Annotated in this window: 20 protein-coding genes; 10 read left to right on the top strand and 10 right to left on the bottom strand. The window is 58.5% G+C overall.

The annotated features are described in order from the left end of the window. Positions 1-9: 9 nt before the first annotated feature. Together AC1QQ2_RS00570 and AC1QQ2_RS00575 are read left to right on the top strand one after the other, a co-directional pair. Positions 10-2178 carry a hypothetical protein gene (locus AC1QQ2_RS00570; RefSeq protein WP_479711677.1) on the top strand — a complete coding sequence of 723 codons (2169 nt, stop codon included), beginning with the start codon at positions 10-12 and terminating at the stop codon, positions 2176-2178. Continuing rightward, a complete protein-coding gene (locus AC1QQ2_RS00575) occupies positions 2175-4316 on the top strand; it encodes a sulfatase-like hydrolase/transferase (RefSeq protein WP_479711678.1) in 2142 nt (713 codons plus the stop codon). The genes AC1QQ2_RS00570 and AC1QQ2_RS00575 overlap by 4 nt, the downstream gene beginning before the upstream one ends. Here the strand turns inward: AC1QQ2_RS00575 and AC1QQ2_RS00580 are convergent. Together AC1QQ2_RS00580 and AC1QQ2_RS00585 are read right to left on the bottom strand one after the other, a co-directional pair. After that, positions 4313-5926 (bottom strand): hypothetical protein, encoded by a 1614-nt coding sequence (locus tag AC1QQ2_RS00580; RefSeq protein WP_479711679.1) that lies wholly within the window; start codon positions 5924-5926, stop codon positions 4313-4315. The genes AC1QQ2_RS00575 and AC1QQ2_RS00580 overlap by 4 nt on opposite strands. 96 nt (positions 5927-6022) lie before the next feature. Beyond that, positions 6023-8275: a glycosyltransferase family 2 protein gene (locus AC1QQ2_RS00585; RefSeq protein WP_479711680.1), complete on the bottom strand. Its 2253-nt coding sequence runs from the start codon at positions 8273-8275 to the stop codon at positions 6023-6025. Between the two features lie 250 nt (positions 8276-8525). On the opposite strand from AC1QQ2_RS00585, the gene AC1QQ2_RS00590 reads away from it, so the two are divergent. After that, positions 8526-9515 carry a phosphoadenosine phosphosulfate reductase gene (locus AC1QQ2_RS00590; protein WP_479711681.1) on the top strand — a complete coding sequence of 330 codons (990 nt, stop codon included), beginning with the start codon at positions 8526-8528 and terminating at the stop codon, positions 9513-9515. 2 nt (positions 9516-9517) lie between these two features. Here AC1QQ2_RS00590 and AC1QQ2_RS00595 read toward each other — a convergent pair whose 3' ends face one another. Genes AC1QQ2_RS00595 through AC1QQ2_RS00610 form a run of 4 tightly spaced genes read right to left on the bottom strand, consistent with a single transcriptional unit; the run spans position 9518 to position 14620 of the window. Continuing rightward, entirely contained in the window at positions 9518-10081 is a 564-nt protein-coding gene (locus AC1QQ2_RS00595; RefSeq protein ID WP_479711682.1) for a sarcosine oxidase subunit gamma, read from the bottom strand. Then, positions 10074-13037: a sarcosine oxidase subunit alpha family protein gene (locus tag AC1QQ2_RS00600; protein WP_479711683.1), complete on the bottom strand. Its 2964-nt coding sequence runs from the start codon at positions 13035-13037 to the stop codon at positions 10074-10076. Before AC1QQ2_RS00600 ends, AC1QQ2_RS00595 begins: the two co-directional genes overlap by 8 nt. Beyond that, complete coding sequence (locus tag AC1QQ2_RS00605) at positions 13034-13363, bottom strand: sarcosine oxidase subunit delta (RefSeq protein ID WP_067545822.1); 330 nt, start codon at positions 13361-13363, stop codon at positions 13034-13036. The genes AC1QQ2_RS00600 and AC1QQ2_RS00605 overlap by 4 nt, the downstream gene beginning before the upstream one ends. A 12-nt stretch (positions 13364-13375) precedes the next feature. Next, complete coding sequence (locus AC1QQ2_RS00610; RefSeq protein WP_479711684.1) at positions 13376-14620, bottom strand: sarcosine oxidase subunit beta family protein; 1245 nt, start codon at positions 14618-14620, stop codon at positions 13376-13378. A 225-nt stretch (positions 14621-14845) separates the two neighbouring features. On the opposite strand from AC1QQ2_RS00610, the gene ccmI reads away from it, so the two are divergent. From ccmI to AC1QQ2_RS00625, 3 genes are read left to right on the top strand one after another with little or no spacing between them, the layout of a single operon-like run. Then, positions 14846-16069, top strand: coding sequence for a c-type cytochrome biogenesis protein CcmI (gene ccmI, locus AC1QQ2_RS00615; RefSeq protein ID WP_479711685.1), 1224 nt, complete (start codon positions 14846-14848; stop codon positions 16067-16069). After that, positions 16066-16536 (top strand): Holliday junction resolvase RuvX, encoded by a 471-nt coding sequence (gene ruvX, locus AC1QQ2_RS00620; RefSeq protein WP_479711686.1) that lies wholly within the window; start codon positions 16066-16068, stop codon positions 16534-16536. Before ccmI ends, ruvX begins: the two co-directional genes overlap by 4 nt. A gap of 1 nt (position 16537) precedes the next feature. Beyond that, positions 16538-16783, top strand: a complete 246-nt coding sequence (locus AC1QQ2_RS00625; RefSeq protein ID WP_438987572.1) for a DUF1289 domain-containing protein — start codon at positions 16538-16540, stop codon at positions 16781-16783. Here the strand turns inward: AC1QQ2_RS00625 and AC1QQ2_RS00630 are convergent. From AC1QQ2_RS00630 to AC1QQ2_RS00645, 4 genes are all read right to left on the bottom strand, one after another. Further along, the gene (locus AC1QQ2_RS00630) at positions 16780-17526 is read right to left on the bottom strand and encodes a hypothetical protein (RefSeq protein ID WP_479711687.1); all 747 of its coding nucleotides are present in this window, start codon (positions 17524-17526) and stop codon (positions 16780-16782) included. The genes AC1QQ2_RS00625 and AC1QQ2_RS00630 overlap by 4 nt on opposite strands. Further along, complete coding sequence (locus AC1QQ2_RS00635; protein ID WP_479711825.1) at positions 17523-18347, bottom strand: sulfite exporter TauE/SafE family protein; 825 nt, start codon at positions 18345-18347, stop codon at positions 17523-17525. Before AC1QQ2_RS00635 ends, AC1QQ2_RS00630 begins: the two co-directional genes overlap by 4 nt. A 31-nt stretch (positions 18348-18378) precedes the next feature. After that, on the bottom strand, positions 18379-19368 hold the full coding sequence (dusA, locus tag AC1QQ2_RS00640) for a tRNA dihydrouridine(20/20a) synthase DusA (protein WP_479711688.1): 990 nt from the start codon (positions 19366-19368) through the stop codon (positions 18379-18381). Between the two features lie 77 nt (positions 19369-19445). Then, positions 19446-20342, bottom strand: coding sequence for a LysR family transcriptional regulator (locus tag AC1QQ2_RS00645; RefSeq protein WP_479711689.1), 897 nt, complete (start codon positions 20340-20342; stop codon positions 19446-19448). Positions 20343-20477: 135 nt separating this feature from the next. Between AC1QQ2_RS00645 and ygiD the strand changes: the two genes are divergently transcribed. The 4 genes from ygiD to arsJ all read left to right on the top strand — a co-directional run bounded on the left by ygiD (position 20478) and on the right by arsJ (position 24435). Further along, on the top strand, positions 20478-21302 hold the full coding sequence (gene ygiD, locus AC1QQ2_RS00650; protein ID WP_479711690.1) for a 4,5-DOPA-extradiol-dioxygenase: 825 nt from the start codon (positions 20478-20480) through the stop codon (positions 21300-21302). A 69-nt stretch (positions 21303-21371) separates the two neighbouring features. After that, entirely contained in the window at positions 21372-22196 is an 825-nt protein-coding gene (locus AC1QQ2_RS00655) for an arsenate reductase/protein-tyrosine-phosphatase family protein (RefSeq protein ID WP_479711691.1), read from the top strand. Beyond that, positions 22193-23191 carry an ArsJ-associated glyceraldehyde-3-phosphate dehydrogenase gene (locus AC1QQ2_RS00660; RefSeq protein WP_249944171.1) on the top strand — a complete coding sequence of 333 codons (999 nt, stop codon included), beginning with the start codon at positions 22193-22195 and terminating at the stop codon, positions 23189-23191. Before AC1QQ2_RS00655 ends, AC1QQ2_RS00660 begins: the two co-directional genes overlap by 4 nt. Beyond that, positions 23188-24435: an organoarsenical effux MFS transporter ArsJ gene (arsJ, locus tag AC1QQ2_RS00665; RefSeq protein WP_479711692.1), complete on the top strand. Its 1248-nt coding sequence runs from the start codon at positions 23188-23190 to the stop codon at positions 24433-24435. The genes AC1QQ2_RS00660 and arsJ overlap by 4 nt, the downstream gene beginning before the upstream one ends. Positions 24436-24539: the final 104 nt, after the last annotated feature.

Here is a 24539-nt window from a genome sequence, read left to right on the forward strand (position 1 = left end):
GGCCACCACGTGAGCGACGACGACCATAACCGCGTCCCCAATTGGTATCGCGAGATTTTCCCTGCGGGCCCCTCTGACGGTTTCTACCAAAAGATGGGCTACCACGCAGCGTCGTTTGTGGATCGCGGCTCTGATCGGTTGATCGTGTCCTTTGACAACCTCTCTGACGCAGGGAACCCCTACCTTGATGTGCAGCCTTGGGCGGCGAAGTTCGTTCAAGACCACGGTTGGTCCCACCTCGGTATCTATTCGCGCGGTCCATCATGGTATCGCGATGCACGGGTGAACGAATTCTTTGACGACCTAAGGGATCGCAAGTTCTTTGCGCGTTTCAAATCCGTGACCTTTACGGGCACCTCTATGGGCGGGTTTGCTGCCCTCGCCTATTCGAACCACGCCCCTGGTTCGATTGTGATGGCGCTCAGCCCTCAATCGACACTCGATCTGAAAAAGGTGCCATGGGAAAATCGGTTCACTAAGGCACAGGGCTTTGACTGGACCCTGCCCTATTCCGACGCAGCCAAGACGATCTCTAAAGCGCAGAAGATTTACGTCCTCTACGATCACTTCCTCGAAAACGACCGCAAACAGGTTGAACGGCTGAAGAGCGATAAGATCATCCCGCTCAAGGGCTTTGGTCTGGGACACAAGACAGCGGTTCTCTTGCGCCGCATGGAAATGCTGAAACCTGTCATGGAAAAGGCCCTCACAGGGACGCTGACCCAGCAGGATTTCTACAGCATGATCCGCAATCGCAAGGACCTGCTGCTCTATCGCAAAGTCATGGAAGCGCACCTGATCGCACGCGGCAAAGACCACCGTGTTCCTGTGCTCCAGCATTCGTTCCGCGCCCGTCGTCGCAAACTTGCCGCCGCGGCGACTGCTGCGGGTGATCCCAAAACCTCCTCCGACCCTGTCCCTGTCGTCACAGTAGAGGCAAAGACAAAACCCAAAACCGTCGCCGCACGATCAACGCCCAGCAGTATCCGCCACCCCGGTGGGAACGCATGGATGATCGAAGAGCGTGATGGCGTCATACGCTATATGTCCGACCGCTACGCCGACCGCGTCATCGGGTTCGAAGAACGCGGCGGTATCACCCTCGCCCAGACGCCAGAGGTGGTTCTGGGGCATATCGCCTTTGGTGGCGCACCCAGTTCGGATCGACCAACCCCGCAGGATTTCCGCTACCATGTGGTTGACGTCCAACTGAACGGCACTGGCCGCACGGCGGGCGCCCGCGCTATGGGGATCGCGACCAATCTGGTAAAGGACGCCCACAAACGCGGCCTGCGCACTGTTATTGCGACTGACGTCCTAAAGGCGGGCGTCACAATGACCGAGGCCATGCCTGACGGCCCTCTCTTTGACAGGCTAGAGGACGGGCTCTCGACCGCCGTTGATGCGGTTGAGGGCTGGGATAAGACGCTCTTTGTCGATCGTATCTCTCTGCGCCTGCTCACAGGGGCCCCAGACACGACACAGGCTGAGGCAGCGAGCCATTATGTGCATACGGCGCGGGCGCTCCAGCGGGCGATCCCAACGGTTACGGGACAGAAGAGTTTCCCAAAGGTAGTGATCAGCCAAACCTTTGGCACGCGGACCGATGGACGGTCGACGGTTGCATTAGCAGAAGGGATGCTCGACCTCGACAATCCTGCAACGGGGTTCATCGTTGCGACACCCACGTATCCCTTTGCCCTGATGGACGGGATGCCCGCGACGCTGGACGGCAGCGCACAAATGCTGGTCGATGAACTAGAGGCGCGAGCGGTGGCCGAGGTGCAGCAAGGACGCGAATGGCGGTGTCCGTCGCTGCGCTATGCGCTGATCCGTGGATCGGAGATCACAGCAGAGTTCACCGCGATGTCGGACCTGATCCTAGAGGACGGCGACCACGGGTTCCGCATCCATGATGGCGATGACATCATCATGCCCAAGGTCAAAGAAGTCACAGGAACCACCGTCACCTTGACCTGTGACAAGGCTCGCCCGACGAAAGACGCCTATCTGACCTACGCATGGGGCATGACCGCAACGGACGATAACCCCTACCCTGCAAATACAGGTGCACTTCGGGACGGTTGGCAGGCGCAGAGCGTGTCTGATCCAAAGTCCGTCTTGCACCGCTACGCCCTCTCTGGGCGGGTGAAACTGGTAGAGGCCAAAGACGGATGACCGACCGCAAGAATATCCTGTTGATCGGCATGGACGATGCCTTTGCCTTTTGGCGGTTCAAATCCTGCTTTGGCGCACAGCTTCAGACGCCAAACCTCGACCGGATATGCGAGGTCTCTTCGGCTTTTACCGCGGCTTATTGCCAGATCCCCGTCTGCGGCCCGTCCCGTGCGAGCGCAATGTCGGGCCTGTCCCCCTATGAGACGGGGATTTTCGACAACTACACCAACATCTTTGAGGTGCTCCGCCCCGAACAGATGTGGCAGTTCCGCCTGAAACAAGACGGCTACTACTGTTCGACCGCTGGCAAAATCCACCACGGATACAAGCCGCTCCCGCCTGACATCCACAACACGCTCTATTCCCACCCCAGCCGCCGCGTGCACTTTGGCCCAAAACCCGAGGCCGAGTTCATCAATTTCGGTGGGCGCATGGGCGGCGGCGGCACAACGAACGCCAAAGAGGACCGTCAGTATTACGATTACAGATCGTCCCAAGACGCGATCCGTTTCCTGAATGCCTACGACAGTGACCAGCCGTTTTATCGCGAAGTCGGGTTTCACCATCCGCACCCGCCGTTCCGTACCCCTGTGCGGTTCAAAGAGCTGTATAACATGGATGATTTCATCCGCCCCAACGAATGGGCGCAGGGGTTTGATCTGTCCGCCTTTACCAATGTGTTCATGTCCGAAAACATGGATACCCAAGAGGCGATCGAGGATTGGCAGAAGTCGATCCGCAATTATTTCTCGGCCTTCAGCCATGTCGATTATCAGATCGGACGGGTCTGGGACGCACTCAAGGCCTCGCCCCATGCGGACAACACCGTCGTCGTGATCTTTTCCGACCACGGCTACCACATGGGCGATAAGAACAGGTTCCGTAAATTCACACTGTGGGAAGAAGCGACCCGTATCCCCTTTATCATCCATGACCCACAATCGCAGGGCCAGATGGTCGATGATCCTGTGGCGCTGGTGGATATGGGGCCGACGATCCTCGACTATGCGGGGGCACGGCCGATGGAACATTCGGTCGGACAGTCGCTCCGCAATGTGGTGTCAGGCACCCGCGACACGGACCGCGCGGTGCCGACCTTCTGGTATGGCAGCGCGTCGATCCGCAAAGGCGACCATCGGATCACCCTGTATCAAGACGGCAGTTCCGAGTTTCACAACGTCCATAGTGATCCGTGGCTCACAACGAACGTCGCGGGCAAAGACCCAGCCTATGACGGGATGCATAAGGCGCTCATCGACACCTGCCGCGACTATGGCGTGCTGATCGTTGAGGATGGGAAATCCGCGACCGAGGCCGCGCATTATGTGTCGGTCCATAAGGGCGGCGCTCAGCCTGACCGCCTCCCCTCTGATGGGATCATCACCGTGGGCGATGCCCTGCCTGATCACGTCGACCCGGGTCACCGTAAACACTTTGCGACCTTGGCCGAGAACGGCACGCTGACACTGGCCCCAGGGTTAAAGGAACTGCTCTTTGCCTCTGACACCAACGGCGGCGTGACCCATTTCCGCGTGGCCTGCAATGACGAAGGCAATCGGATTTATATCTTTGGAGGGCATAACCGCTTTACCCTCGACGTGGTGGGCGGTGCGGGTCATGACCACATTGAAACCCAATCGGACAGCCTGATTGCACGGCTCGGGTCGGGAAGTTCGATGGTCAAAGCGGGCGCCTCGGACGCGGAAATCTATGGCGGCACGGGCCTTGCCACGATCCATGCCATCGCGGGCAACAACCTGATCCACGGCGGCCAAGGCTGCGCGACGATTTACGGCGGCAAAGGCAACGACACGATCTATTCGGGTGCGGGATCGAACATCATCGACACAGGCGCAGGTGACAACCGCGTCATCATCGACGGTGGCACGAACCGCGTGATCCTTGGCGACGGGGCGAATACCGTCGTTATCGAACGCACCGCCCTGCCCCAAACCATCGAAGGCGTCAGCGCGACGACCATCCTCGACCTATCAGATTGGGCCCCCATCGCGCCTGTGACCCTTGACCAGATCGGTGATGACGTTGCGATCACCTGTAAAACAGAACGCGTCCTGATCCTGAACATGGACCAGAACGCGCTCAAAGCAGTTCTCAAAGGGGTCAGCGTCGCGGCTTAACGCTTGTGGAAGACCGCGACCTGATCTTTGCGCTTTTTGTCAAAGAGCGCTTGGAACATGAAACAGCCCGAAATATCGATCCGCTGGGCGTTGAACCCTTCGGCGATGCTGGCGTCCTCGTGGGTGAACACACCATCCCGTAGGTAGCCTTGGATGAAATCCGCGGTCTTTGTGATACCGGGGCGTTCATAGGGTTCAGGCTGCCAACGCAGGTCTTCGATGATATAGAGCCCGCCCGATTTCAATTTCGGGAACAGCTCTATAAAGGCGTATTGCTGGTGGTGCGAGGCATGGCTGGCATCGTCGATGATGATATCGAACTCTGGCAGGTCCTTCGTTGCCTCAACGATATTCTCACGCTTGTCCATGTCACAGCGTACAAAGTTAAAGCGCTCATTTTCGAACCAGCTAAAGTCCGAAATATCGAGGCCCGTGATCTTCGCCTTCGGGAAATACTCGAGCCACATCCGCACGGACGGAAGGTCGGTGGTCTTGCGGTCTTCGCTCTTCCCATGCTCTGGCCCACCGATCTGCAATCCCATCTCAAGGAAGTTGATCGCGCGGTCACGATGCGGCTGGAACAGCATTTGATAGAGTTCCGTGTAGCGGTGTTTGGTCGACCCTTTATCCGACCCATAGGCATCCGCCATATCCGTGAGGTTCAACTGCCCACGACCATATTTCGCTGATGCTGGGATCGGCGCCGCCATAGCCGTCGGTGCTGGCGTTGCAACGGGTTTCGACACTTTCACTGGCTCCACGGCTTGTTTCTCTTCGGGTTTTGGTTTGCGGATGATCGGGGCCTTTTCAGGGTCGATCCCGTGTTTGATCAGCAGCTTGCCCAAGAGGCTCTTGGGGTGCGGTGCGCCGCCTTCTTTCTCAACCAAACGCGCCCGCATACGACGCCCGTAGAGGTGCACCGAGAACGTGTTTTCCGTGATATAGCCCGTGGTATCAAAGTTACGGCGCAGCATCAGACGGCGGTCTTTGAACGTGAACGGATAAAGCCCCTCTTGTGGCAGGGCATATTTCACTTCGCCTGTTTCATGCAGGAAATGCGTGACCGCATGCGGCCCCCACACGCCCCAAGGCTGTTCGCTGGCATGAACGGGGTTTCCATCGGCGCGTTTCTGTTCCAACTCAGCCACGTAGTCGGGGCCGTAATAGGTCGGGATCGCGAATTCGTCCGAGGTGAAGTCCAACAGCGCGTTGAGCGTATCGCTGTCATGCGGGAGGCCCAGAACACCGCCGTTCACGTGGGTTTTCGATTCCCACCCGTAGAAGTGGCCGTTCGGGGTTTCGAACTTCTTCATGCAATAGGCGTCAGTATCCGCCCAAATCATATTCCGCTGCATTTTCAGCATCTTATAGCGGAACAGATCAGAATGCAGCGCAGGGCTGCCTGTGCGTTCGTGGGTCAGGAAATTGTCGCGAGACATAATGTCGTTGGCATCTGCCAACTCGATCCCCTCGGGGACGTTTTGCAGCGGGCCGTAGTGGTAAAGCACCACGCGATGCCCCGCATCGACAAAGGACTTCAAACAAAGTTGTTCCAGAAAACTCAGGGCGCCTTCCATCCAAAGTGCGCCAATCGTGTAGTTCGTGCTCATTGTTTACCCTCTGTCCCCGATCCTTATTCAACCGGACGATTATGCAGGTTTAGGAAATAAAACATTCTACGTGTAAAAACCATTAAATTTAACAGACTAGTGCTGCGTTTCTCCCGCTTCGACGGTGAAAAAGAACTCTTCCTCGGGATCGCGGAACGCCACCTCGTCGGGCACACAGGTCGGCCCCGTGAGGAAAACGTTCGCGCCAAAATGCCCATGGAGCCGCGCCAAACGGCGCATACGTTCGCTTTTCAGCTCTTCAAAGAAGTTCGAGTAGTTCTCTGTCGCGCGCAACTCGTCGATCTTTTCGCGGTGCTTCCGGACGGAATACTCATGCGCGGCCTTAATATCGGGATCAGCCAACATGCGCGCCATTTCTGCCTCAACAAGAGGGATCATCCGTTGGATTGACGTCTCTTCGACCGCGTTGTTGTTCATGCGGAACCAATAAGCGAGGCCCTGATCGCGGTCCACGTGGTTCACCCGCCCACGGTCCCGTTTTACAAGGAAGCTCTCAGCCGAACGCACAGCGTAGTGGTTCAACTGCACGAGGTCATAGCCATAGGTCGCCGTCGTCGACCGCCACGCGTTGCGATACATGTTCTCGGGTAGTTTTTTGCCCGACCCGTTCACCCAATTCACGTGATCAACCAGTTGGGAATTCAGGCCCTTGGGTCTGTGCACGCCAAGTTTCTTAAAGATGCCCGTGTTCTGGAACAGGGTCTTGAACCCCCAGGCTTGGTGCGGTTTCGGCGAAAACTCTGGTGCGCAGCGGGTAAAGTTCCGAATGATCAGATCGTCGGTGAAATCCGCGACATCGGCATTGCCGAACAACCGCCACGTCATTGAAATCAGGTTTGCATCAGGCACCGCCGCAAAGAGCGCGTCCAGCGTGCCGTCGCCCACCTTAATGTCAACGAACTCGTCCACGTCGATACAAACGGCCCAAGTCGCCTCTGTGATGATCGGCTCATTGCCCGCAGCGGCAAGCGCCGCGTGCTGCGGCTTTAGCCCGCTTTCCCGAAATGGGTTATCGCGGTGCTGCACATAGCCTTTTTCCTGCAATAGATCGAAAAACGTCTCTGTCCCATCGGAACAGTCGTTCGTGTAAACCAGAAAGCTGTCGAACCCGATCACGCGGTGATAGGCGAGCCATTCTAAAATAAACGGACCTTCGTTTTTCATCGTGGTGACGATGGCACGGCGTCCCTTTTGCGGCTCTTGCGATTTATGCGATTTTTCGGGTACGCGGACGGGTTTGTGATCGAACTCTGTCTCGGCCAGAGCCAACAGTCGGTCGTCCTCGACCAAAGAGCTTTTGGGGATGATCAGGGACACCGCATCGGCGCGGTGGCGTAGGTTCATGAAACGGTAAAACGTTGCCGCCTCAGCGTCTTGCATCGCGACGTTGCCAATACGGTTCATCCGCCAAACCGCATTCGATGCGGCCTTTGCAGGGGCAATGCACCAACGGCGGCGCGGGGCTTCGGCGTCGAACTGAACGCAGATATGATCGGCAAAGCGGATCGGTTCATCATTGCGCACGCGCCACGGATAGGCCTGCGTCCCAAGCATCGGGATCGCCCCCGTTTCAGACGCAACCGCACGGTCAAAAATCGTACCCTTGCCCGTGTCGGTGATCAAGTCAAACACATCGATATTCGCCACCGCTCGCGCAGAGCCAAGGAACCGTTCGCGAATGATTTCATAGGCATGCATCGCGCCCAAAGGCGATTTCCACGGGTCGGCGGCTGGGATCTCCATCCGATCTTTGCCGGGGGCACCAGGGGCGCAGAACGGGTGGCTCTCATCGGGGAGGTCGAGCTTGCCCAAGGGCGTGGGCGAACGCAGGATCAAGACCTCAACATCGGCCTCCATCGCGGCTAGCCCCGCCTGAAACGCCTCATCGAACTCTAGGCTATCGCCCAGACGATCCCGATCAAGGATCACCGCCGTCTCAACGCCCTGATATTCGGCGTTGAACTCTAGCCAGCGCAGCACCGTCGCCGCTGTTTCCCCGTTGCGGGTCGCGGCCAACGCATTCGTCCCCGCAAAGATCGTCTGTTCAGGATCAGCAGGCGTGATATCAGCCACAGCACCGCCAAAACCGATGCGCAATGGGACACCCTCTGGCAGACGCAATTTGACAATCGGACAGCCGCCAATGGTGACCTGAGACAGCACTTCGGTGCCGCGCGGCAACCCGATACGATCCATCGGCGCATCCGCGCGGAAATACAACGTGACGAGGTTTTCCGAATTTTCCGACGGCACGCGCACCGCATCGATCAAGGCGATGCCATTTGCAATCATGCCGTGTAGGTTACGGTAATGAACCTTGCCTGCCATTTGTTCCGCCTACCCCGCGCGCCGTTAAATCACAGGCACCTGCGTTCAATGCCTTTTCGTTTTCTATTACGGCAACTCTAGTCAAAGCTGTATCCCCTTTCCAGCGTTTGCCCCAACTGACCCCGATTTTGACGAGCGATGTGACCAAAAATAGCTGAATTGTGGCACAAAATGCCCAGATTTCTTCTGGTTATGGCCTTAAACCGAGCCTAGTGTCCGCCCAAAGGCCCCGTCACCAGCGGGGGTTAGTATGTTTGAGACGTTTGAAAAAGGTGGGTCTGTCGTGCACCGCAATAACCAGAAACTGCGTGATCCTCTAACTGGATTGGACTTTGCCGCATGGCGCGCGAAGGTCGAAGAGATCAGCAATGACATTGGCCAGTTTCAGGCAATCGGCGACAAACATTTCAGCACCTTTGTTGAGGCGGGATCGACGCTCTTTGTCACCTTTGAAAGCGCGGAAACCGCGATGGAAGGTTTAACCGATGGGCGTCCTCTGGGCTGGGACTATGTGATTGAAAACGGTTGGTCGCACCTCGGCCTGTTTTCCGTCGGCGACACGTGGTTCCGCCATGACGATGTCTATGCCTTCTTTGACGAACTCCTCGACGATTACTTCTTTGACGACTTCGATCAGGTGATCTTTTTCGGCGCTGGCCCCGGTGGGTATGCCGCCTGCGCCTATTCGGTCTGCGCCCCTGGTTCAAAGGTGCTCGCCCTTAACCCACAAGCAACGCTGTCGCCAGATGTGACCCGCTGGGACGACCGTTTTCCACAGGCGAAGAAGCTCGATTTTATCGAACGCTACGGCTACGCGCCTTATATGGTTGAGGCGGCTGAGGATGTGACGATCCTCTATGACACCGGTTCGGAACTCGACGCGCTACATGCTGCGATGTTTGAGGGCCCAAATGTCACCCATCACCGCGTGCGGATGTTCGGTATCGACCTGCGCCGCGCCTTTATCGAGATGGGAATTCTCAAGAAACTCTTGGCCCAAGTCGCCGCTGGCACCCCCACCGACGAAGGGTTCGGTACGCTCATGCGGGCACGCCGTAACCATGGTGGGTACCTGCGCGGGCTTTTGGCAGAGCTGGTCGAACAAGACCGCCCATACCTGACTGCACTGCTGTGTCGGAATGTGTTGTCGCGCATGCCCGCGCCGCGGTTCCGTCAGCGGCTTGATGCACTGGAAAAGGCAGAGCGGGAGGGGCTGGTTAAGCTCCCCCCCGACGTCTGATTTTAGTAAACGCCAACTGGGCCAGCTTTGGCCGAAGTTGCGATCAGGCCGAATACGTATTCAGCAACAGAGCGGAAGCACACGACGCGGAAGCTACCGTCGTCGAGTTTCCAGTAGGCCGCTGCCACCTGCCCTACACGGGAGCGGCGCACCATGCCTGCAACGAACTGCGATGCTTCGAAATCGACGGGCGCGTTTTTGCCCAGTACTTCGGTCGCGAACTCGCCCGACACGCTAAAAATCGCGCGCGCATCAGACACATTCGCCACGAGGTAATGCGATCCCGCCAGCGCGTCGTTCATCGCCGCAACAAAGGCATTCACCTCTGTATAGGGCAGAACGACGAGCAGTTCGTCGGGCGACATCCAGAGGACGGTTTTCACGCCATCGGTCTGGAACTGGCGCACGTCGGGGATTTGCAGACCTGTCAGCTGCGTTACCGCAGCCGCAAAGCCTTCGTCCTCAAAATCGCCGCGCAGGGTGACCATGCCGGTCAGGCCCAGCTCTTGGACCGTTACAGGGCCGGTCGCAGTTTTGCCGTTCAAGGCGCTGACAGCATTAGACATTCTGCTTCTCCCCGTCTTTGTCGTAGAACACCGGATCGACAATTTTTGCCTTAACCATGGTGCCATCTTCGCGGTTGAACTCGATCACTTCGCCCATGCGATCTGGACCGTGTTTGACAAGACCCATCGCGATGCCACGCTTGAGCGTTGGCGAGTAGTAGGTCGAGGTGACACGCCCCTGAACATTGCGCTGACCGTTCGGGTTATACCCCGGTGCAGGCACGTAGGACCCATCAGGAATGACCGACCCGTCGAGTGTTTCCAGACCAACCAGTTTCCAGCGATCAGGTGACGCCATGAACGACCGCTCTTGAGCGCGTTTACCCAGATAGTCCTCTTTCTTCTTGGAAATCGCCCACTGAAGGTTGAGGTCTTGCGGGATAATCGTGCCGTCGGTTTCGTCGCCGATCATGATAAAGCCCTTCTCGGCACGAAGGATGTGCATGGCTTCGGTACCATAAGGCATCAGGCCGAGGTCCTTGCCCGCCTCTTGCAGCGCGGACCAGAGGGCCGCACCTTGGGATGCAGGAACCGAGACTTCGTAGGACAGTTCGCCCGAGAACGAGATTCGGAAAATCCGCGCATCGAACTCGCCCAGCTTGCCCTCGACGTAGGTCATGAACGGGAAGCCCTCTTTGGAGAGGTCCATGTTGCCGCCCAGTTTTTCCAAAAGCTGGCGTGCTTTGGGACCAGCAACCGCGATCTGCGCGAATTGTTCGGTCACGTTCGCGGTGTAGACCTTCCAGTCCCACCATTCGCACTGAAGCCAGTCTTCCATCCAACCGTGGATACGATCTGCACCGCCCGTGGTGGTGTGGCAGAGCCATGTATCCTCGGCCAGACGCACAACAACGCCGTCGTCCGAGAGGAAGCCGTTTTCGTTACACATCAGACCATAGCGGCATTTGCCAACGCCCAGAGTGCTCATCATGTTGGTGTAGAGCATGTCGAGGAATTTGCCCGCATCCGGACCCTTCACGATGATCTTACCGAGGGTCGACGCATCCAGCGTGCCCACGTTTTCACGAACGTTCAGGATCTCGCGGTTGACCGCATCATGCACCGTTTCGCCGTTGCGCACGTAAGCGTAGGTCCGGCGCCAATGGCCCACAGGTTCCCAATCCGCACCATTGGCGTCATGCCAATCGAACATCGGGGTTTTGTGGATGGGCTGGAACAACTCGTCACGTGCCGCACCCGTGATCGCGCCCATCGAGATCGGCGTGTAGGGCGGACGGAAGGTCGTGGTGCCCACATTTGGGATCGACGCGTCGAGCGATTTGGACAGGATAGCCAGGCCGTTGATGTTCGACAGTTTGCCCTGATCGGTCGCCATACCCAGCGTGGTGTAACGCTTTGTATGTTCAACAGATTCATAACCTTCGCGTGCAGCGAGCTGAACGTCAGAGACCTTAACGTCGTTCTGATAGTCGAGCCATGCTTTCATGCGCAGTTTTTGACCAGCGCCCTGCGGCATCAGCCAAACAGGTTCGAGCGGAGCCGCAGCAACCTCGTTTGTTGTGACCTCAAGACCTGCGTCTTTGAGGACATCAGCGGTGCTAAGATAGCCAGAGGCCGACCCAACGGTGCTGACGAATGCCTTACCGTCGGCACCTGTCGGGGCGCGGGACGGATCGGGGCGGAACATCGCGAGGTCTTCGTCCCAGTTCAGTTTGCCACCACAGTGCGACCAGAGGTGCACAACAGGCGACCAGCCACCCGACATCGCGACGCAATCACATGCGATCTCTTCGATGACAGAGCCTTCGCCCGCTTGCAGACAGACCTTCACGCCAGTGACGCGGGTTTTGCCTTTGACCTTGGCGATAGCTTTGCCTTTGAGCACGCGAATGCCGAGCTTTTCAACTTCAGCCGCGATTGGGCCAGCGCCAGAGGCACGAGCGTCGATGATCGCAGGGACAGCGAGGCCAGCGTTTTTCAGAACGATCGCTGTGCGGTATGCGTCGTCGTTGTTGGTGACAACAACGGTGCGATCACCAACCGACACGCCCCAGTTCACAACGTAGTCACGCACCGCAGCGGCCAAGAGGACACCCGGAATATCGTTGCCAGCAAAGGACAGCGGACGTTCAATCGCGCCAGTCGCCGTGATGATGTGACCTGCACGGATGCGCCACAGGCGGTGACGCGGACCCGATTTGTCGGACAGGTGGTCCGTCAGACGCTCATAGCCCAGAACATAGCCGTGGTCGTAGACGCCCGACGCCATGTTGCGGTTACGCACTGTGACGTTCGGCATCGCGTTCAGCGCTGCGAGCGTGTCCTGCACCCAAGCCTCTGCCGACTTGCCGTCGATTTCGACGCCATCCACAACAGCACGACCACCAAAATCAGCGGTTTGTTCAAGAAGCAGAACCTTCTTGCCTGCTTGACCTTCTTTCAGTGCAGCCGCCAGACCAGCGATACCGCCGCCGACAACCAGCACGTCACAGAAGTAGTAGAAGTGTTCGTAGGTATCCGCGTCTTTTTCCTGCGGCACCTGACCCAGACCAGCCGATTGGCGGATGAAGGGTTCATAGACGTGCTTCCAGAACGGACGCGGGTGGATAAACATTTTGTAGTAGAAGCCAGCAGGCAGCCAACGGGCGAACAACTGGTTCACAGCACCGATGTCGAACTCAAGGCTCGGCCAGTGGTTCTGCGAACGGATCGTCAGACCGTCAAAGACTTCTTGCGTGGTGGCGCGTTGGTTCGGTTCAAAACGACCGCCCTCGCCCATGTTAAAGAGCGCGTTCGGCTCTTCTGCGCCAGAGGCCACAACACCACGCGGACGGTGGTATTTAAACGAACGGCCAACCATCATCTGGTCGTTTGCGAACAAAGCAGACGCGAGCGTGTCGCCCTCGTAGCCTTTGAAACGCTTACCGTTGAACTTGAATTCGACAGGTTTCGAACGGTCGATCAGACGACCGGAATTTGCCAGACGGGTGCTCATGCGGTTTCCTTCCACGACCAGTCGGGATATTTTGCACGGATGTTTTCAGTCACATCCGCAGGCGGTTCGGTGGTCTGGGCCGGATAGGTCCCGAACACCTCGAGCGTGGCGGTATCCCGCGCTGCAAGGAACCACTTCCCGCAGCCATAGGCATGACGCCAGCGTTCCAGATGAACGCCTTTTTTGTTTTCACGCATAAAGAGGTAGCCTTCAAAGGCCTCGTCGCTGTCACCAACGGTCGCGCGCTTCAGGTGCGCTTCGCCGCCAGCGGCCAGTTCAGTTTCTTCGGCATTCACGCCGCAATAGGGACACTGCAATAAAAGCATCGTCTTCCCTCCTTAGTGCGCCACGCCAGCGGCGACAGATTCATCGATGAATTTGCCTTCGCGGAAGCGGAACATATCAAATTCTTGCGTCAGCGGGCTGTGACCTTTGGCCATCAGTTCCGCCATCGCCCAACCAGAGCCCGGGATCGCCTTAAAGCCGCCGGTGCCCCAACCGCAGTTGACAAAGATGCCATCCACAGGGGTTTTCGACAGGATCGGCGAACGGTCACCAGTCATATCCACGATACCACCCCACTGGCGCAGCATCTTCAGACGGCTGACCATCGGGAAGGTTTCGACGAGCGCGCGAACGGTTTCCTCGATGTGGTGGAAGCTGCCGCGCTGTGTGTAGTTGTTGAAGCTGTCAGTGCCGCCACCGATCACCATCTCGCCCTTGTCCGACTGGGACATGTAGCCGTGAACGGTGTTCGCCATAACGACCACGTCCATGCAGGGTTTGATCGGCTCGGAGACGAGAGCCTGCAGCGCAACCGATTCAATCGGCAGACGGAAGCCAGCCATTTCAGCCAGAACCGAGGTGTGACCCGCAACGACCATGCCCAGCTTATCGCAGTCGATGTCACCTTTGGTGGTCGAAACGCCAAGAACCTTGCCGCCTTCGGTGCGGACACCTTTGACTTCGCACTGCTGGATTACGTCCATACCCATGTCGGAACAGGCACGCGCATAGCCCCAAGCCACCGCATCGTGACGGGCTGTGCCGCCGCGTTTCTGGTAGAGGCCACCCATGACAGGGTAGCGCGGGCCATGGATGTTGATGATCGGGACCAGCTTTTTCAGCTGCTCTGGGGTCACCCACTCGGTCGCAACGCCCTGCAGTTGGTTCGCCATAACGGTCCGCTGATAGCCGCGCACCTCGTGGTGGGTCTGCGCGAGCATGATCAGGCCGCGGGGCGAGAACATGACGTTGTAGTTCAGATCTTGGGACAGGTTCTCATAGAGCTTGAGTGCCTTGTCGTAGATCGCCGCAGAGGGGTCCTGCAGATAGTTCGAACGGATGATCGTGGTGTTACGACCTGTGTTACCACCGCCGAGCCAGCCTTTTTCGATGATTGCGACATTGGTGATGCCGTAATTCTTACCGAGGTAATAGGCGGTCGCGAGGCCGTGGCCACCCGCACCAACGATAATCACATCGTATTTCTTCTTCGGCTGGGGCGAACGCCAAGCACGCTCCCATCCTGTGTGATAGCGTAGACCCTCGCGGGCGACGGCAAATACTGAATAGCGTCTCATAGGCTGCGAATCCCCCTATTCTGGTCGCGGGCATCCTTTGGTCCTAACTGGACAAAAACTGCGAAGCAAAGACGATTGGACACGCCTGATTTTTGCAGTTTTGCGACATGCGACAAAGAAGCGTTACGAATGAGACCTGATCACAAACGGGTCATCGGGCCGCAGGGGCTTTTCTCAGGGGGTTGGGAAGGTTAGGTAAGGCGAAACGTTTAAACGGGAGGCCCCATGACGTTCTGGATCATTGCGACCGCATTGGCAGTTATTGCCGCAGGTCTTCTTGTGCTGCCGCTTTTGCGCTCCGGAACCAACACGGACGTCGATCCTCGCAACGACATTGCGATCTACAAGGATCAATTGGCCGAAGTGGACCGCGACCTCGCCCGTGGTGTTCTCGATCAGGCAGAGGCCGAACGGACTCGCACCGAAATTGCCCGCCGTTTGTTGGCCGCTGATAAGGCCGAAACCGACACATCGACCGATGCGCCCAAAGCCTTGGGTCGGGTTGTGATGATTGCTGCAGCAGCGGCGACCGTGGTTGGGGCGCTTGCGCTCTATTACCGTGTGGGTGCGCCTGGTTATCCCGACATGCCCCGCGCCGTTCGTCTGGCAGAAGCCAAAGACGCCTACGACAACCGCCCCACACAGGCCGAGGCCGAAGCCGCCCAGCCGATCCAAGAGCCAGTCACCCTGCCCGATGATCTACAGGCGACGGTGGACCGCGTACGCCAAACCGCAGAGGCCAACCCTGATAACCTGATCGCGCAGCGTGATCTGGTGCGGCTTGAGACGGCACTGGGCAATGTCAACCGCGCCGCCCATGCGCAGGTAAAGGTCGTGGCGATCCTTGGCGATGATGCAGAACAGGCCGATCTGGAGGTTCTTCTGGAGCTCCTCGTCGCGGCGGCAGGTGGCGATGTCACCCCCGAAGCGGAACGCGTTCTCAAAGCCATTCTAGACAAAGATCCTGAAAGCATTTCAGGGCTTTACTGGGCGGGAGTGATGTTCAACACCTATGGCCGTCCAGACCGTGCCTTCCCCTATTGGCGCAAGCTGCTAGAGGTCGCGCCTGAGGGTGCCGAATGGTTCGATCAGGTCGCCCAAGCCACCATTGAACTGTCGTGGTTCGCTGGCGTCGATGACTACACCCCGCCGATGCAAAACGGTGGTCTGCGTGGCCCGAATGCCGCTGCCATGGCCGCAGCAGGCGACATGAGCGAAGAAGACCGCTCTGCCATGATCGAAGGCATGGTTGGCAACCTCATGGATCGCCTCGCGACCGAGGGTGGCACACCGCAGGAATGGGCACAGTTGATCCGCGCGCTTGGCGTGCTGGGCGATACGGACCGCGCCGCAGCGATCTGGGGTGAGGCTCAGCAAACCTTTGCCAGCGATGCAAACGCGATGTCGATCATCCGTGAGGCCGCTGTCAGTGCAGGTGTCGCGGAATGATCTGCAACGACGCCGAAACCTTTGCCGCCGCCCTGCCCCCGTATCGCGCGATTTGCGGGCTGGATTTGGGCACCGTGACGATTGGCGTTGCCGTCTCTGACGGCCTGCGTCAGGTCGCGACCCCGCTCGAGACGATCAAACGCAAGAAATTCACGCTCGACGTGGAACGCCTGCTCGAGATCGTTAAAAAGCGCGACATCGCCGGAATCGTTCTGGGCCTGCCGCTGAATATGGACGGATCAGAGGGGCCGCGCGTGCAATCGACCCGCGCCTTTGCCCGCAACCTCGAAAAACTGACCGACCTTCCTATCGCGTTCTGGGACGAACGGCTGTCGACCGTTGCCGCAGAACGGGCGCTGTTAGAGGCGGATACGTCCCGAAAACGTCGCGATGAGGTCATCGATCACGTCGCTGCGGGGTATATCCTGCAAGGCATGCTAGACCGCCTGCGCCACCTCGGAGCCTGATGTGACCGAACAATTGAACACGGATGCCATTTGGCAAAGGGCCGAAATCGAAAGCCCTTGCGTCAAACTCTGCTCGATCCATCCCGAGACAAAAACCTGCATCGGCTGTCACCGCACCCTGCAAGAAATCGGCATGTGGAGCCGCATGACCCCGGAGGATCGCCGCACCATCATGGCTGATCTTCCGAACCGCGCTGGAGCGCTGAAAACCCGCCGTGGCGGACGGGCGGCGCGGCTCAAGGCTTAATCCCTGAGCCAATCCCGCATGTTGTCAAACTGCGGTCTGAAAAACGCGAGCCTGCGCCCTGCGGCGGGCACCTTATCCCTGCCTTCAGGTGCTGTGCCGTGGATTACCATCCGATCCAACAGGACCGACTGCCCCGCTTTCATCGGTAGTTCGACACGTTCGCAGCACTCGAACACCTCATTGCGGGCGTCCGTGTAAATCTCGGTCACGTCGGTATCCGACCACATGGACGGCGGCATCCCCGCAAAGGCCACGGTAAATGCCTCGCGCATAATCTCTTCGCTACCGGGCCAAACGACCAAAGGCGCGGCCGTGCAATCGTTCAAAGCGACAGCGAGGATATAGGCATGTGGTTCGCGCAGGAACCGCCGTTTCTGCGGCCCCTCGCCCATCAATCCATCGAGATGCGCCGCATCCTTGGCCTTGCGATAACGGTGCGCCTTATCCGTCTCATCCGCGTCCTTTTGCGGGTAGCCCGAATAGATCACCGACAGTTGCCCTTGATGCAGCGGCATCTCGGGCACCATCCCATCCCACGGACCGCGCAGGGGAACGCCATCAATCGCCCCCGTGGCATCGTTGGGCAATACGTCCACCCCCACGAACCACGTCTTACCATGCCGCAGCCACTTCGCCTGCATCGCAGGATCAGACAAAACCGCATCCGCCGCCACGTTCGCGGCCTTGGCCCAAACTGTGGCCTCTGGCGTGGCGTCGAACTGGATGAAACCGCCTTCGATCATGACATGATCGCCTTACGCAGCATGTTCAGCGCGATGAGGATCAGGAACATGCCAAAGAACTTCTTTAGTTTTCCTGCGTCCGTCTTATGCGCAATTGCAGCACCAATCGGCGCGGTAAACGTCGTCATTGCGATCACCACGAGGAAGGCCGCGATATTGACAGCACCGATGCTGAACGGCGGGGCGACGCCTTCTGGCAGCGAGGTCATCAGGAACCCAGCCACCGATGGCACCGCGATGATGAACCCAAAACCCGCCGCCGTTGCCACAGCGCGGTGCACAGGCACGCCAAACATGGTCAACAGAGGCACGCCGAACGACCCGCCACCGATGCCCATCAGGACCGAGAGGAACCCGACAAATGGCGAAAAAACGCGGCCTTTCAGACCTTTAGGCAGTTCATTTGCAACGCGAAAGTCTTTGTTCCCGAAAGTCATGTAGAGGCCGATGAACACCAGCAACCCGCCAAAGATATACTGCAACACGGTCGTGTTCAGGGCCGAGACGGTCATCTTGCCCGCGATTGCGCCCAGCACGATCCCGGGTGCCCAGATTTTCAGGATACCCCATTCCACCGCACCCTTTTTGTGGTGCGACATGACCGAACGGGCCGAGGTGACGATAATCGTGGCGAGCGAGGTCGCCAGACAGATTTGCATCAGCTGCGGGGTTTCATACCCCAGCGACGCAAACGCGTAGTAAAAACCGGGGACAAGGACGACACCGCCGCCGACTCCCAACAAACCTGCCAAAACACCTGCAAGCGCACCAATCGCCAGCAAAATAGCTGCCATTTCAATCAACAGAACGCTATCCATCAGGGCCTCCCAAATGATGTTGCCCTGATCAGTATCAGCCGCCCGTCACGTAGGAAAGCGCCTCTAGCACCGTCTTTGGCCCAGCGCCGTCGAGATGCGCGTTTTCCGACAGATACCGCCGCCAGCCCCGCGCCCCTGCCTTGCCCGCAAAAAGGCCGAGCATATGGCGCGTGATCTGGTTCAAACGTCCACCCGCAGCGATGTGATTTTCGATATAGGGCAGCATGTCATGGACGACCTGCACAGGGTCAGGACCCGCCTCTTTGCCGTAAATCCGAGCGTCTGCCATTTGCAGAATATCGGTCGGCTGGTGATACGCCGCCCGCCCGATCATCACGCCATCGAGCCCAAGGTCCAGTTGCGCGACGGCTTCGTCCAAGGTCGCGATGCCACCGTTGATCGAAATATGCAGATGCGGATAGGCGGCTTTGATTTCGTGAACCAACGCGTAGTCGAGCGGCGGAATATCGCGGTTTTCCTTGGGCGACAGCCCTTGCAGCCACGCCATCCGCGCATGGATGGTAAAGCGGTTCACGCCCGCCGCGCTGACCTTTTCGATGAACTCTGGCAGGATGTCGCGAGGCACCTGTTCGTCGACACCGATGCGGCATTTGACCGTCACCTCAACAGGCGATGTCGCGATCATTGCAGCCACGCACTCCGCCACCAGATCGGGCGACTTCATCAGTACCGCTCCAAAGGCCCCCGACTGCACACGGTCCGACGGACAGCCGCAGTTCAGGTTCACTTCGTCATAGCCATAATCCCCGCAAATCGCGGTCGCCTCGGCCAGTTGCACAGGATCGGACCCACCGAGCTGCACCGCAACAGGATGTTCGGCCTCATGGTAGCCTAATAGCTTTTCCCGATCGCCATTGATCACCGCAGGCGCGGTCACCATCTCAGTATAGAGCAAGGTCTCACGGCTCAGCAGACGGTGCAGATAGCGACACTCTCGCGTCGTCCACTCCATCATCGGGGCCACAGACAGGCGGGCCGCTGATTTTGCTGTGTTCTCCACCATGGGGTTTGTCATCGCTTATTAGATCGGATCAGTTTCGCGGTCGCATAGCGGATGCCGCAGGGAATTTCCACCAATCGCTAGAGGATTTCTGCCCCGCCGATATCATTCACCGCGAAATCTATCAGCGCACGGATTTTGCGCGGCAGTTGTCGTCCCTCGAGGTAAACCGCGCTCAATGGCCCCGTTTCGCAATCATACCCCTGCATCACAGGCACCAACCGCCCAGCGGCCAGCGCATCCCGCACGGCAAAGCGCGGCGCATAGGCGATCCCGAGGTTCGATGCCGCAAGCTCGGTCGCGGCACGGGCGGAGTTGACGTGAAACCGCCCTTGGACACTGGCGATAACATCGCGGCCATCCTCAAAGAACCGCCAACGTTTCGGGTGATGACGGTTGGTGTCGACGATACAGGCGTGGGCTTGCAGGTCGGCGGGATGACGTGGCGCGCCATGCTCTGCGATATAGGCGGGACTGGCGACAAGGACCGACCGAAAGTCCCCCAGCTTGCGAGTTTTCAGCGATAGCATCTGCGATTGCCCTAGGCGGAACGCCAGATCGATCCCGTCGCTCGCCAGATCGGCAAAGTCGTCCGTCAGCCGCAGATCAAACGTCAGCGCCGGATTGGCCTGCGCGAACCGCCCGAGCATTGCGCCCACATAGACCTCACCAAAGGTGACAGGGGCAGAGATGCGGATCACACCCGTCAGCCCCTTGGACCCATCAGCTACCTGCCCCAAGAGATCATCGAGGTCATCCAAGACCGCAGGCGCGCGGGCCAAGAGGTCCTCGCCCGCGGGCGTCAGTCCCACCCTGCGCGTGGTGCGTTGGAACAGACGAACACCCAGCCGCGCCTCAAGTTCGGCCACGTATTTCGACGTGAGACGGTTCGACACGCCCAGCGCCTCGGCCGCCGCCGTGAATGATCCCGTCTGCGCGGTCGCCACAAAGGCACGGAGTTCGTCGGTAATATCCATCGTCGGCTTATTTGGAATAAAACGGTAACAGTCAATCCACAAAGTCGCCATTTCATTGATTATAATCAAGCCCTATCTCAATCCTAGACAGAGGCGGTGCCCGACGCAGGCGCCGCAGATGAAAAGGATGCGCGAATGACAACGATTACATCTCTCCAAGCCCTCCGCGATCGGCTTGCCCCCTCTGACCGTATGCCCGTGGTATTCCTCGGTCATGGCAGCCCAATGAACGCGATTGAGGATACCGAATACAGCCGTTCGTGGACGGAACTGGGCCGCAATCTGCCGCACCCTCGGGCGATCCTCGTGGTGTCGGCGCATTGGATGACCAAAGGCACGACGCTCGTGGATGTCTCGGCTCTGCCCAAAACGATCCATGATTTCTACGGCTTCCCCGATGCGCTCTATGCCGAAAAATACCCAGCGCAGGGTGATCCCGCCCTCGCCCGCGAGGTAGTATCGCTCTTGGCCAGCCACCATGCCGAAGAGGACGACACATGGGGCCTCGACCACGGCGCATGGACCATTCTGAAATTCCTCTACCCAGAGGCCGATGTGCCCGTGTTCCAAGTCTCTATCGATATGAGCAAAGGGTTGGGCTACCAGCTCGAGATCGGCAAAACCCTGTCCGAATTGCGGGATCGCGGTGTGCTGATCCTCGGCTCTGGGAACGTGGTGCATAACCTGCGCGCCCTGCGGTTCGACGGCCATGTGCATGACTTCGCAACGGAATTCGACAACCTGTTCGAGACAAAGCTGACCGACCGCGATTTTGGCGGGCTGGCCGATGCCAATAAACTCGGGTCGCTTTTACGTATGGCGCACCCTTCTGTCGATCACTACCTGCCTGCCCTGACCATTGCGGGCGCCTCTGATGCGGGCGATGATCTTACCTTTATGACGGGGTCCATTGACCTTGGCGCTGTGTCGATGCGTTCGTTTGTGTTCCACCCTCGTTAACGAGTAACGGGGATCGCTGTTACAAAACCTTCACTTTGCGGGAGGGCATATTTCATATATTCATGAAATATGAAAACAGCGATTCCCGACCTATTATCGACCCTTGGCCACCCGCAACGCTTGTCGGTGTTCCAATTACTCATGCGCCGTTACCCCGACCATGTGCCTGCGGGGGAAATCTCGGACGCGCTGGGGATCAAAGGCAGCACGCTGTCGAACTACCTCTCTGCCCTGCAAACCGCTGGTCTGATTGACCAAGAGCGGTCAGGCACCTCCCTGCGCTACTGCATCAATATGACAACCGTTCAACAGATGTTTGACGGTCTGCTGGTCGACTGCTGCCGTGGTCGGCCTGATCTCTGCCTTACCCCGAAGCCCAAGCCACAGAGCCGCCCCTATAACGTACTCTTTATCTGCACGGGCAACTCTGCTCGTTCGATCTTTGCCGAAACGATCCTGCGGGATTTGGGTGGGGATCGGTTCAACGTCTTTTCCGCAGGGACCAAGCCTTATTCGGAACTGAACCCCTTTGCGCTCGAAGTGCTCGGGACCAAAGGGCATGACACCAGCCAATTGCGGGCCAAGAACGTTTCCGAATTCACGGGCCCCACTGCGCCAGACCTCGATTTTGTGTTCACCGTCTGTAATCAGGCCGCGAACGAGGAATGTCCCGCGTGGGACGGCCAGCCGATTAGTGGCCATTGGGGAATGCCTGATCCTGTCAAAGCTACAGGTACCGACGCCGAAAAAAGCCTAGCGTTTCAGCAGGCTTACGGGGCACTTCGCAACCGCATCGAACAATTCATCGCGCTGCCGATCACAACGCTTGATCGGATTGCGCTGCAAAAGGCCGTGGACACCATCGGCCGCCAGACCTCTGAGGATCACCTATGACCACATACGCACTCAACGGCCTTGGCCGCATCGGTAAACTCGCCCTGAAACCTCTGCTGGAAAGCGGCGCAAAGATCGCGTGGATCAACGATGCCGTTGGCGACACAGAGATGCATGCGCACCTGCTAGAGTTTGACACCGTGCATGGGCGCTGGAATGCAGCGTTTTCCTACGACGATGACAGCGTCACCATCGACGGCACCCGCCTACCCTTTATCGGGACCAAGGACCTGAGCGCACTGCCTCTCGACGGTGTTGACGTCGTGATCGACTGCACGGGCGTGTTCAAATCCGAAGCCGCCCTTGCCCCCTATTTCGCAGCTGGCGTGAAAAAGGTCGTCGTCTCGGCCCCCGTGAAAGACGGCCCAACCGCGAACATCGTTTATGGCGTGAACAACGACACCTATGATGCAGCCACCCATCAGATCGTCACGGCGGCGTCTTGCACCACGAACTGTCTGGCCCCCGTGGTGAAGGTGATCCACGAAAACCTCGGCATCAAACACGGGTCGATCACCACGATCCATGATGTCACGAACACGCAAACCATCGTGGACCGCCCCGCAAAGGATCTGCGCCGCGCCCGCTCTGCCCTGAATTCGCTGATCCCGACGACCACAGGATCGGCGACTGCGATCACGCTGATCTATCCCGAACTCAAAGGCCGCCTGAACGGTCACGCCGTGCGCGTGCCACTGTTGAACGCCTCGCTGACTGACTGCGTGTTCGAGGTCGAGCGCGAAACCACCGCCGAAGAGGTCAACGCCCTGTTCAAAGCAGCCTCCGAGGGCGCGCTGAACGGCATCCTCGGCTATGAGGAACGCCCGCTTGTGTCCACCGATTACACGAACGACGTGCGGTCCTCGATCATCGATGCGCCGTCGACGATGGTGATCAACGGCACACAGGTCAAAATCTACGCGTGGTATGACAACGAAATGGGCTATGCGCATCGTCTGGTCGATGTGGCCCGCATGGTCGGGGCATCGCTGTGAGCCAGAAACCAGAAGGTTTATCGGCCTATATTGCGGTCACCGCCGCCTATTGGGCCTTTATGCTGACGGACGGGGCCTTGCGGATGTTGGTGCTCTTGCACTTCCACACGCTCGGCTTTTCGCCCGTGCAGTTGGCCTATCTGTTCATCCTCTATGAGGTCGCAGGGATGGTGACGAACCTCTCTGCGGGCTGGATCGCGGCGCGGTTTGGCCTGACGACAACCCTCTACGCAGGGCTGAGCCTTCAGGTCGTAGCCCTCCTCGCGCTCGCCCAATTGGACCCGAGCTGGTCGATCCCCGCCTCGGTCGCCTTTGTCATGTGCGTCCAAGGCGCATCGGGCGTGGCCAAAGACCTAGCCAAGATGTCGTCGAAATCGGCAGTCAAACTCCTCGCGCCCACGGGCGATGGTGGGTTGTTCCGCTGGGTCGCGATCCTCACAGGGTCCAAGAACGCGGTCAAAGGCGTGGGCTTCCTCATGGGCGCCGCGCTCCTCGCTGCGTTCGGGTTCGTTGCGTCGATCTGGGCGATGGCGATCGTCCTTGGCGTGATCCTCATCGCAGTCGCGCTCTTCATGCCCTCGGGCCTGCCCAAAGGCCGCAAAGGGGCAAAGTTCTCTGAAGTCTTTTCCAAGTCCCACAACGTGAACTGGCTCTCTGCGGCGCGAGTGACATTGTTCGGCGCACGCGACGTGTGGTTCGTCGTCGGCATCCCGATCTATTTCTACGCGGTGCTCTCGGACGGGTCCGAGGCAGGCAACCGCGCGGCGTTCTTTATCATCGGTGTGTTCATGGCCGCGTGGATTATCCTCTACGGCATGGTCCAAGCCGCCACCCCGCGCATCCTCCGCGCGGCCATCCGCCCAGAGGCAGAGATCATCGGCGCGGCCCGCACATGGGCATGGGCGCTGTTCATCGTGCCTGCTGTGCTGACGGTTGCGGTTGCCCTATCGCCTGCCCCGCAGATGTGGCTGACAATCACCTTGGTCATTGGGCTACTGGCCTTTGGCGGAATATTCGCGGTGAACTCCTCGCTTCATTCCTACCTGATCCTCGCCTTCACGAAATCAGAGCGAGTCACGATGGATGTGGGGTTCTACTACATGGCCAATGCGCTGGGGCGTTTGATCGGGACGCTCTTGTCCGGATTGACCTATCAGATCGGCGGCTTGCCAATGGTACTGGGCACCGCTGCGGTGATGGTTGCACTCTCGGCTCTGACCACCGCGAAACTGCGAACGGTCTAAACCCGCCCCACATCTTAACAGATCAGAGCGCAACCGAACGGTCGGTTTGCGCTCTTTTCATATGGCTGCGGCAAACTGATTGGGACACGGGCCAAAGAATCGCT

Origin of the sequence: Aestuarium sp., assembly GCF_023253315.1 — a bacterium.
GTDB lineage: Bacteria > Pseudomonadota > Alphaproteobacteria > Rhodobacterales > Rhodobacteraceae > Marivivens > Marivivens donghaensis.

What these genes read in the sequence shown, in the direction of transcription:
- AC1QQ2_RS00585 (WP_479711680.1), bottom strand. Translation starts at nt 8,275, where the DNA reads ATGGCAGGCAAGGTTCATTACCGTAACCTACACGGCATGATTGCAAAT.
- ruvX (WP_479711686.1), top strand. Translation starts at nt 16,066, where the DNA reads ATGATCTGCAACGACGCCGAAACCTTTGCCGCCGCCCTGCCCCCGTAT.
- AC1QQ2_RS00660 (WP_249944171.1), top strand. Translation starts at nt 22,193, where the DNA reads ATGACCACATACGCACTCAACGGCCTTGGCCGCATCGGTAAACTCGCC.
- AC1QQ2_RS00595 (WP_479711682.1), bottom strand. Translation starts at nt 10,081, where the DNA reads ATGTCTAATGCTGTCAGCGCCTTGAACGGCAAAACTGCGACCGGCCCT.
- AC1QQ2_RS00610 (WP_479711684.1), bottom strand. Translation starts at nt 14,620, where the DNA reads ATGAGACGCTATTCAGTATTTGCCGTCGCCCGCGAGGGTCTACGCTAT.
- AC1QQ2_RS00575 (WP_479711678.1), top strand. Translation starts at nt 2,175, where the DNA reads ATGACCGACCGCAAGAATATCCTGTTGATCGGCATGGACGATGCCTTT.
- AC1QQ2_RS00590 (WP_479711681.1), top strand. Translation starts at nt 8,526, where the DNA reads ATGTTTGAGACGTTTGAAAAAGGTGGGTCTGTCGTGCACCGCAATAAC.
- ccmI (WP_479711685.1), top strand. Translation starts at nt 14,846, where the DNA reads ATGACGTTCTGGATCATTGCGACCGCATTGGCAGTTATTGCCGCAGGT.
- ygiD (WP_479711690.1), top strand. Translation starts at nt 20,478, where the DNA reads ATGACAACGATTACATCTCTCCAAGCCCTCCGCGATCGGCTTGCCCCC.
- AC1QQ2_RS00605 (WP_067545822.1), bottom strand. Translation starts at nt 13,363, where the DNA reads ATGCTTTTATTGCAGTGTCCCTATTGCGGCGTGAATGCCGAAGAAACT.
- dusA (WP_479711688.1), bottom strand. Translation starts at nt 19,368, where the DNA reads ATGGTGGAGAACACAGCAAAATCAGCGGCCCGCCTGTCTGTGGCCCCG.
- AC1QQ2_RS00580 (WP_479711679.1), bottom strand. Translation starts at nt 5,926, where the DNA reads ATGAGCACGAACTACACGATTGGCGCACTTTGGATGGAAGGCGCCCTG.
- AC1QQ2_RS00600 (WP_479711683.1), bottom strand. Translation starts at nt 13,037, where the DNA reads ATGAGCACCCGTCTGGCAAATTCCGGTCGTCTGATCGACCGTTCGAAA.
- AC1QQ2_RS00645 (WP_479711689.1), bottom strand. Translation starts at nt 20,342, where the DNA reads ATGGATATTACCGACGAACTCCGTGCCTTTGTGGCGACCGCGCAGACG.
- AC1QQ2_RS00655 (WP_479711691.1), top strand. Translation starts at nt 21,372, where the DNA reads ATGAAAACAGCGATTCCCGACCTATTATCGACCCTTGGCCACCCGCAA.
- AC1QQ2_RS00630 (WP_479711687.1), bottom strand. Translation starts at nt 17,526, where the DNA reads ATGATCGAAGGCGGTTTCATCCAGTTCGACGCCACGCCAGAGGCCACA.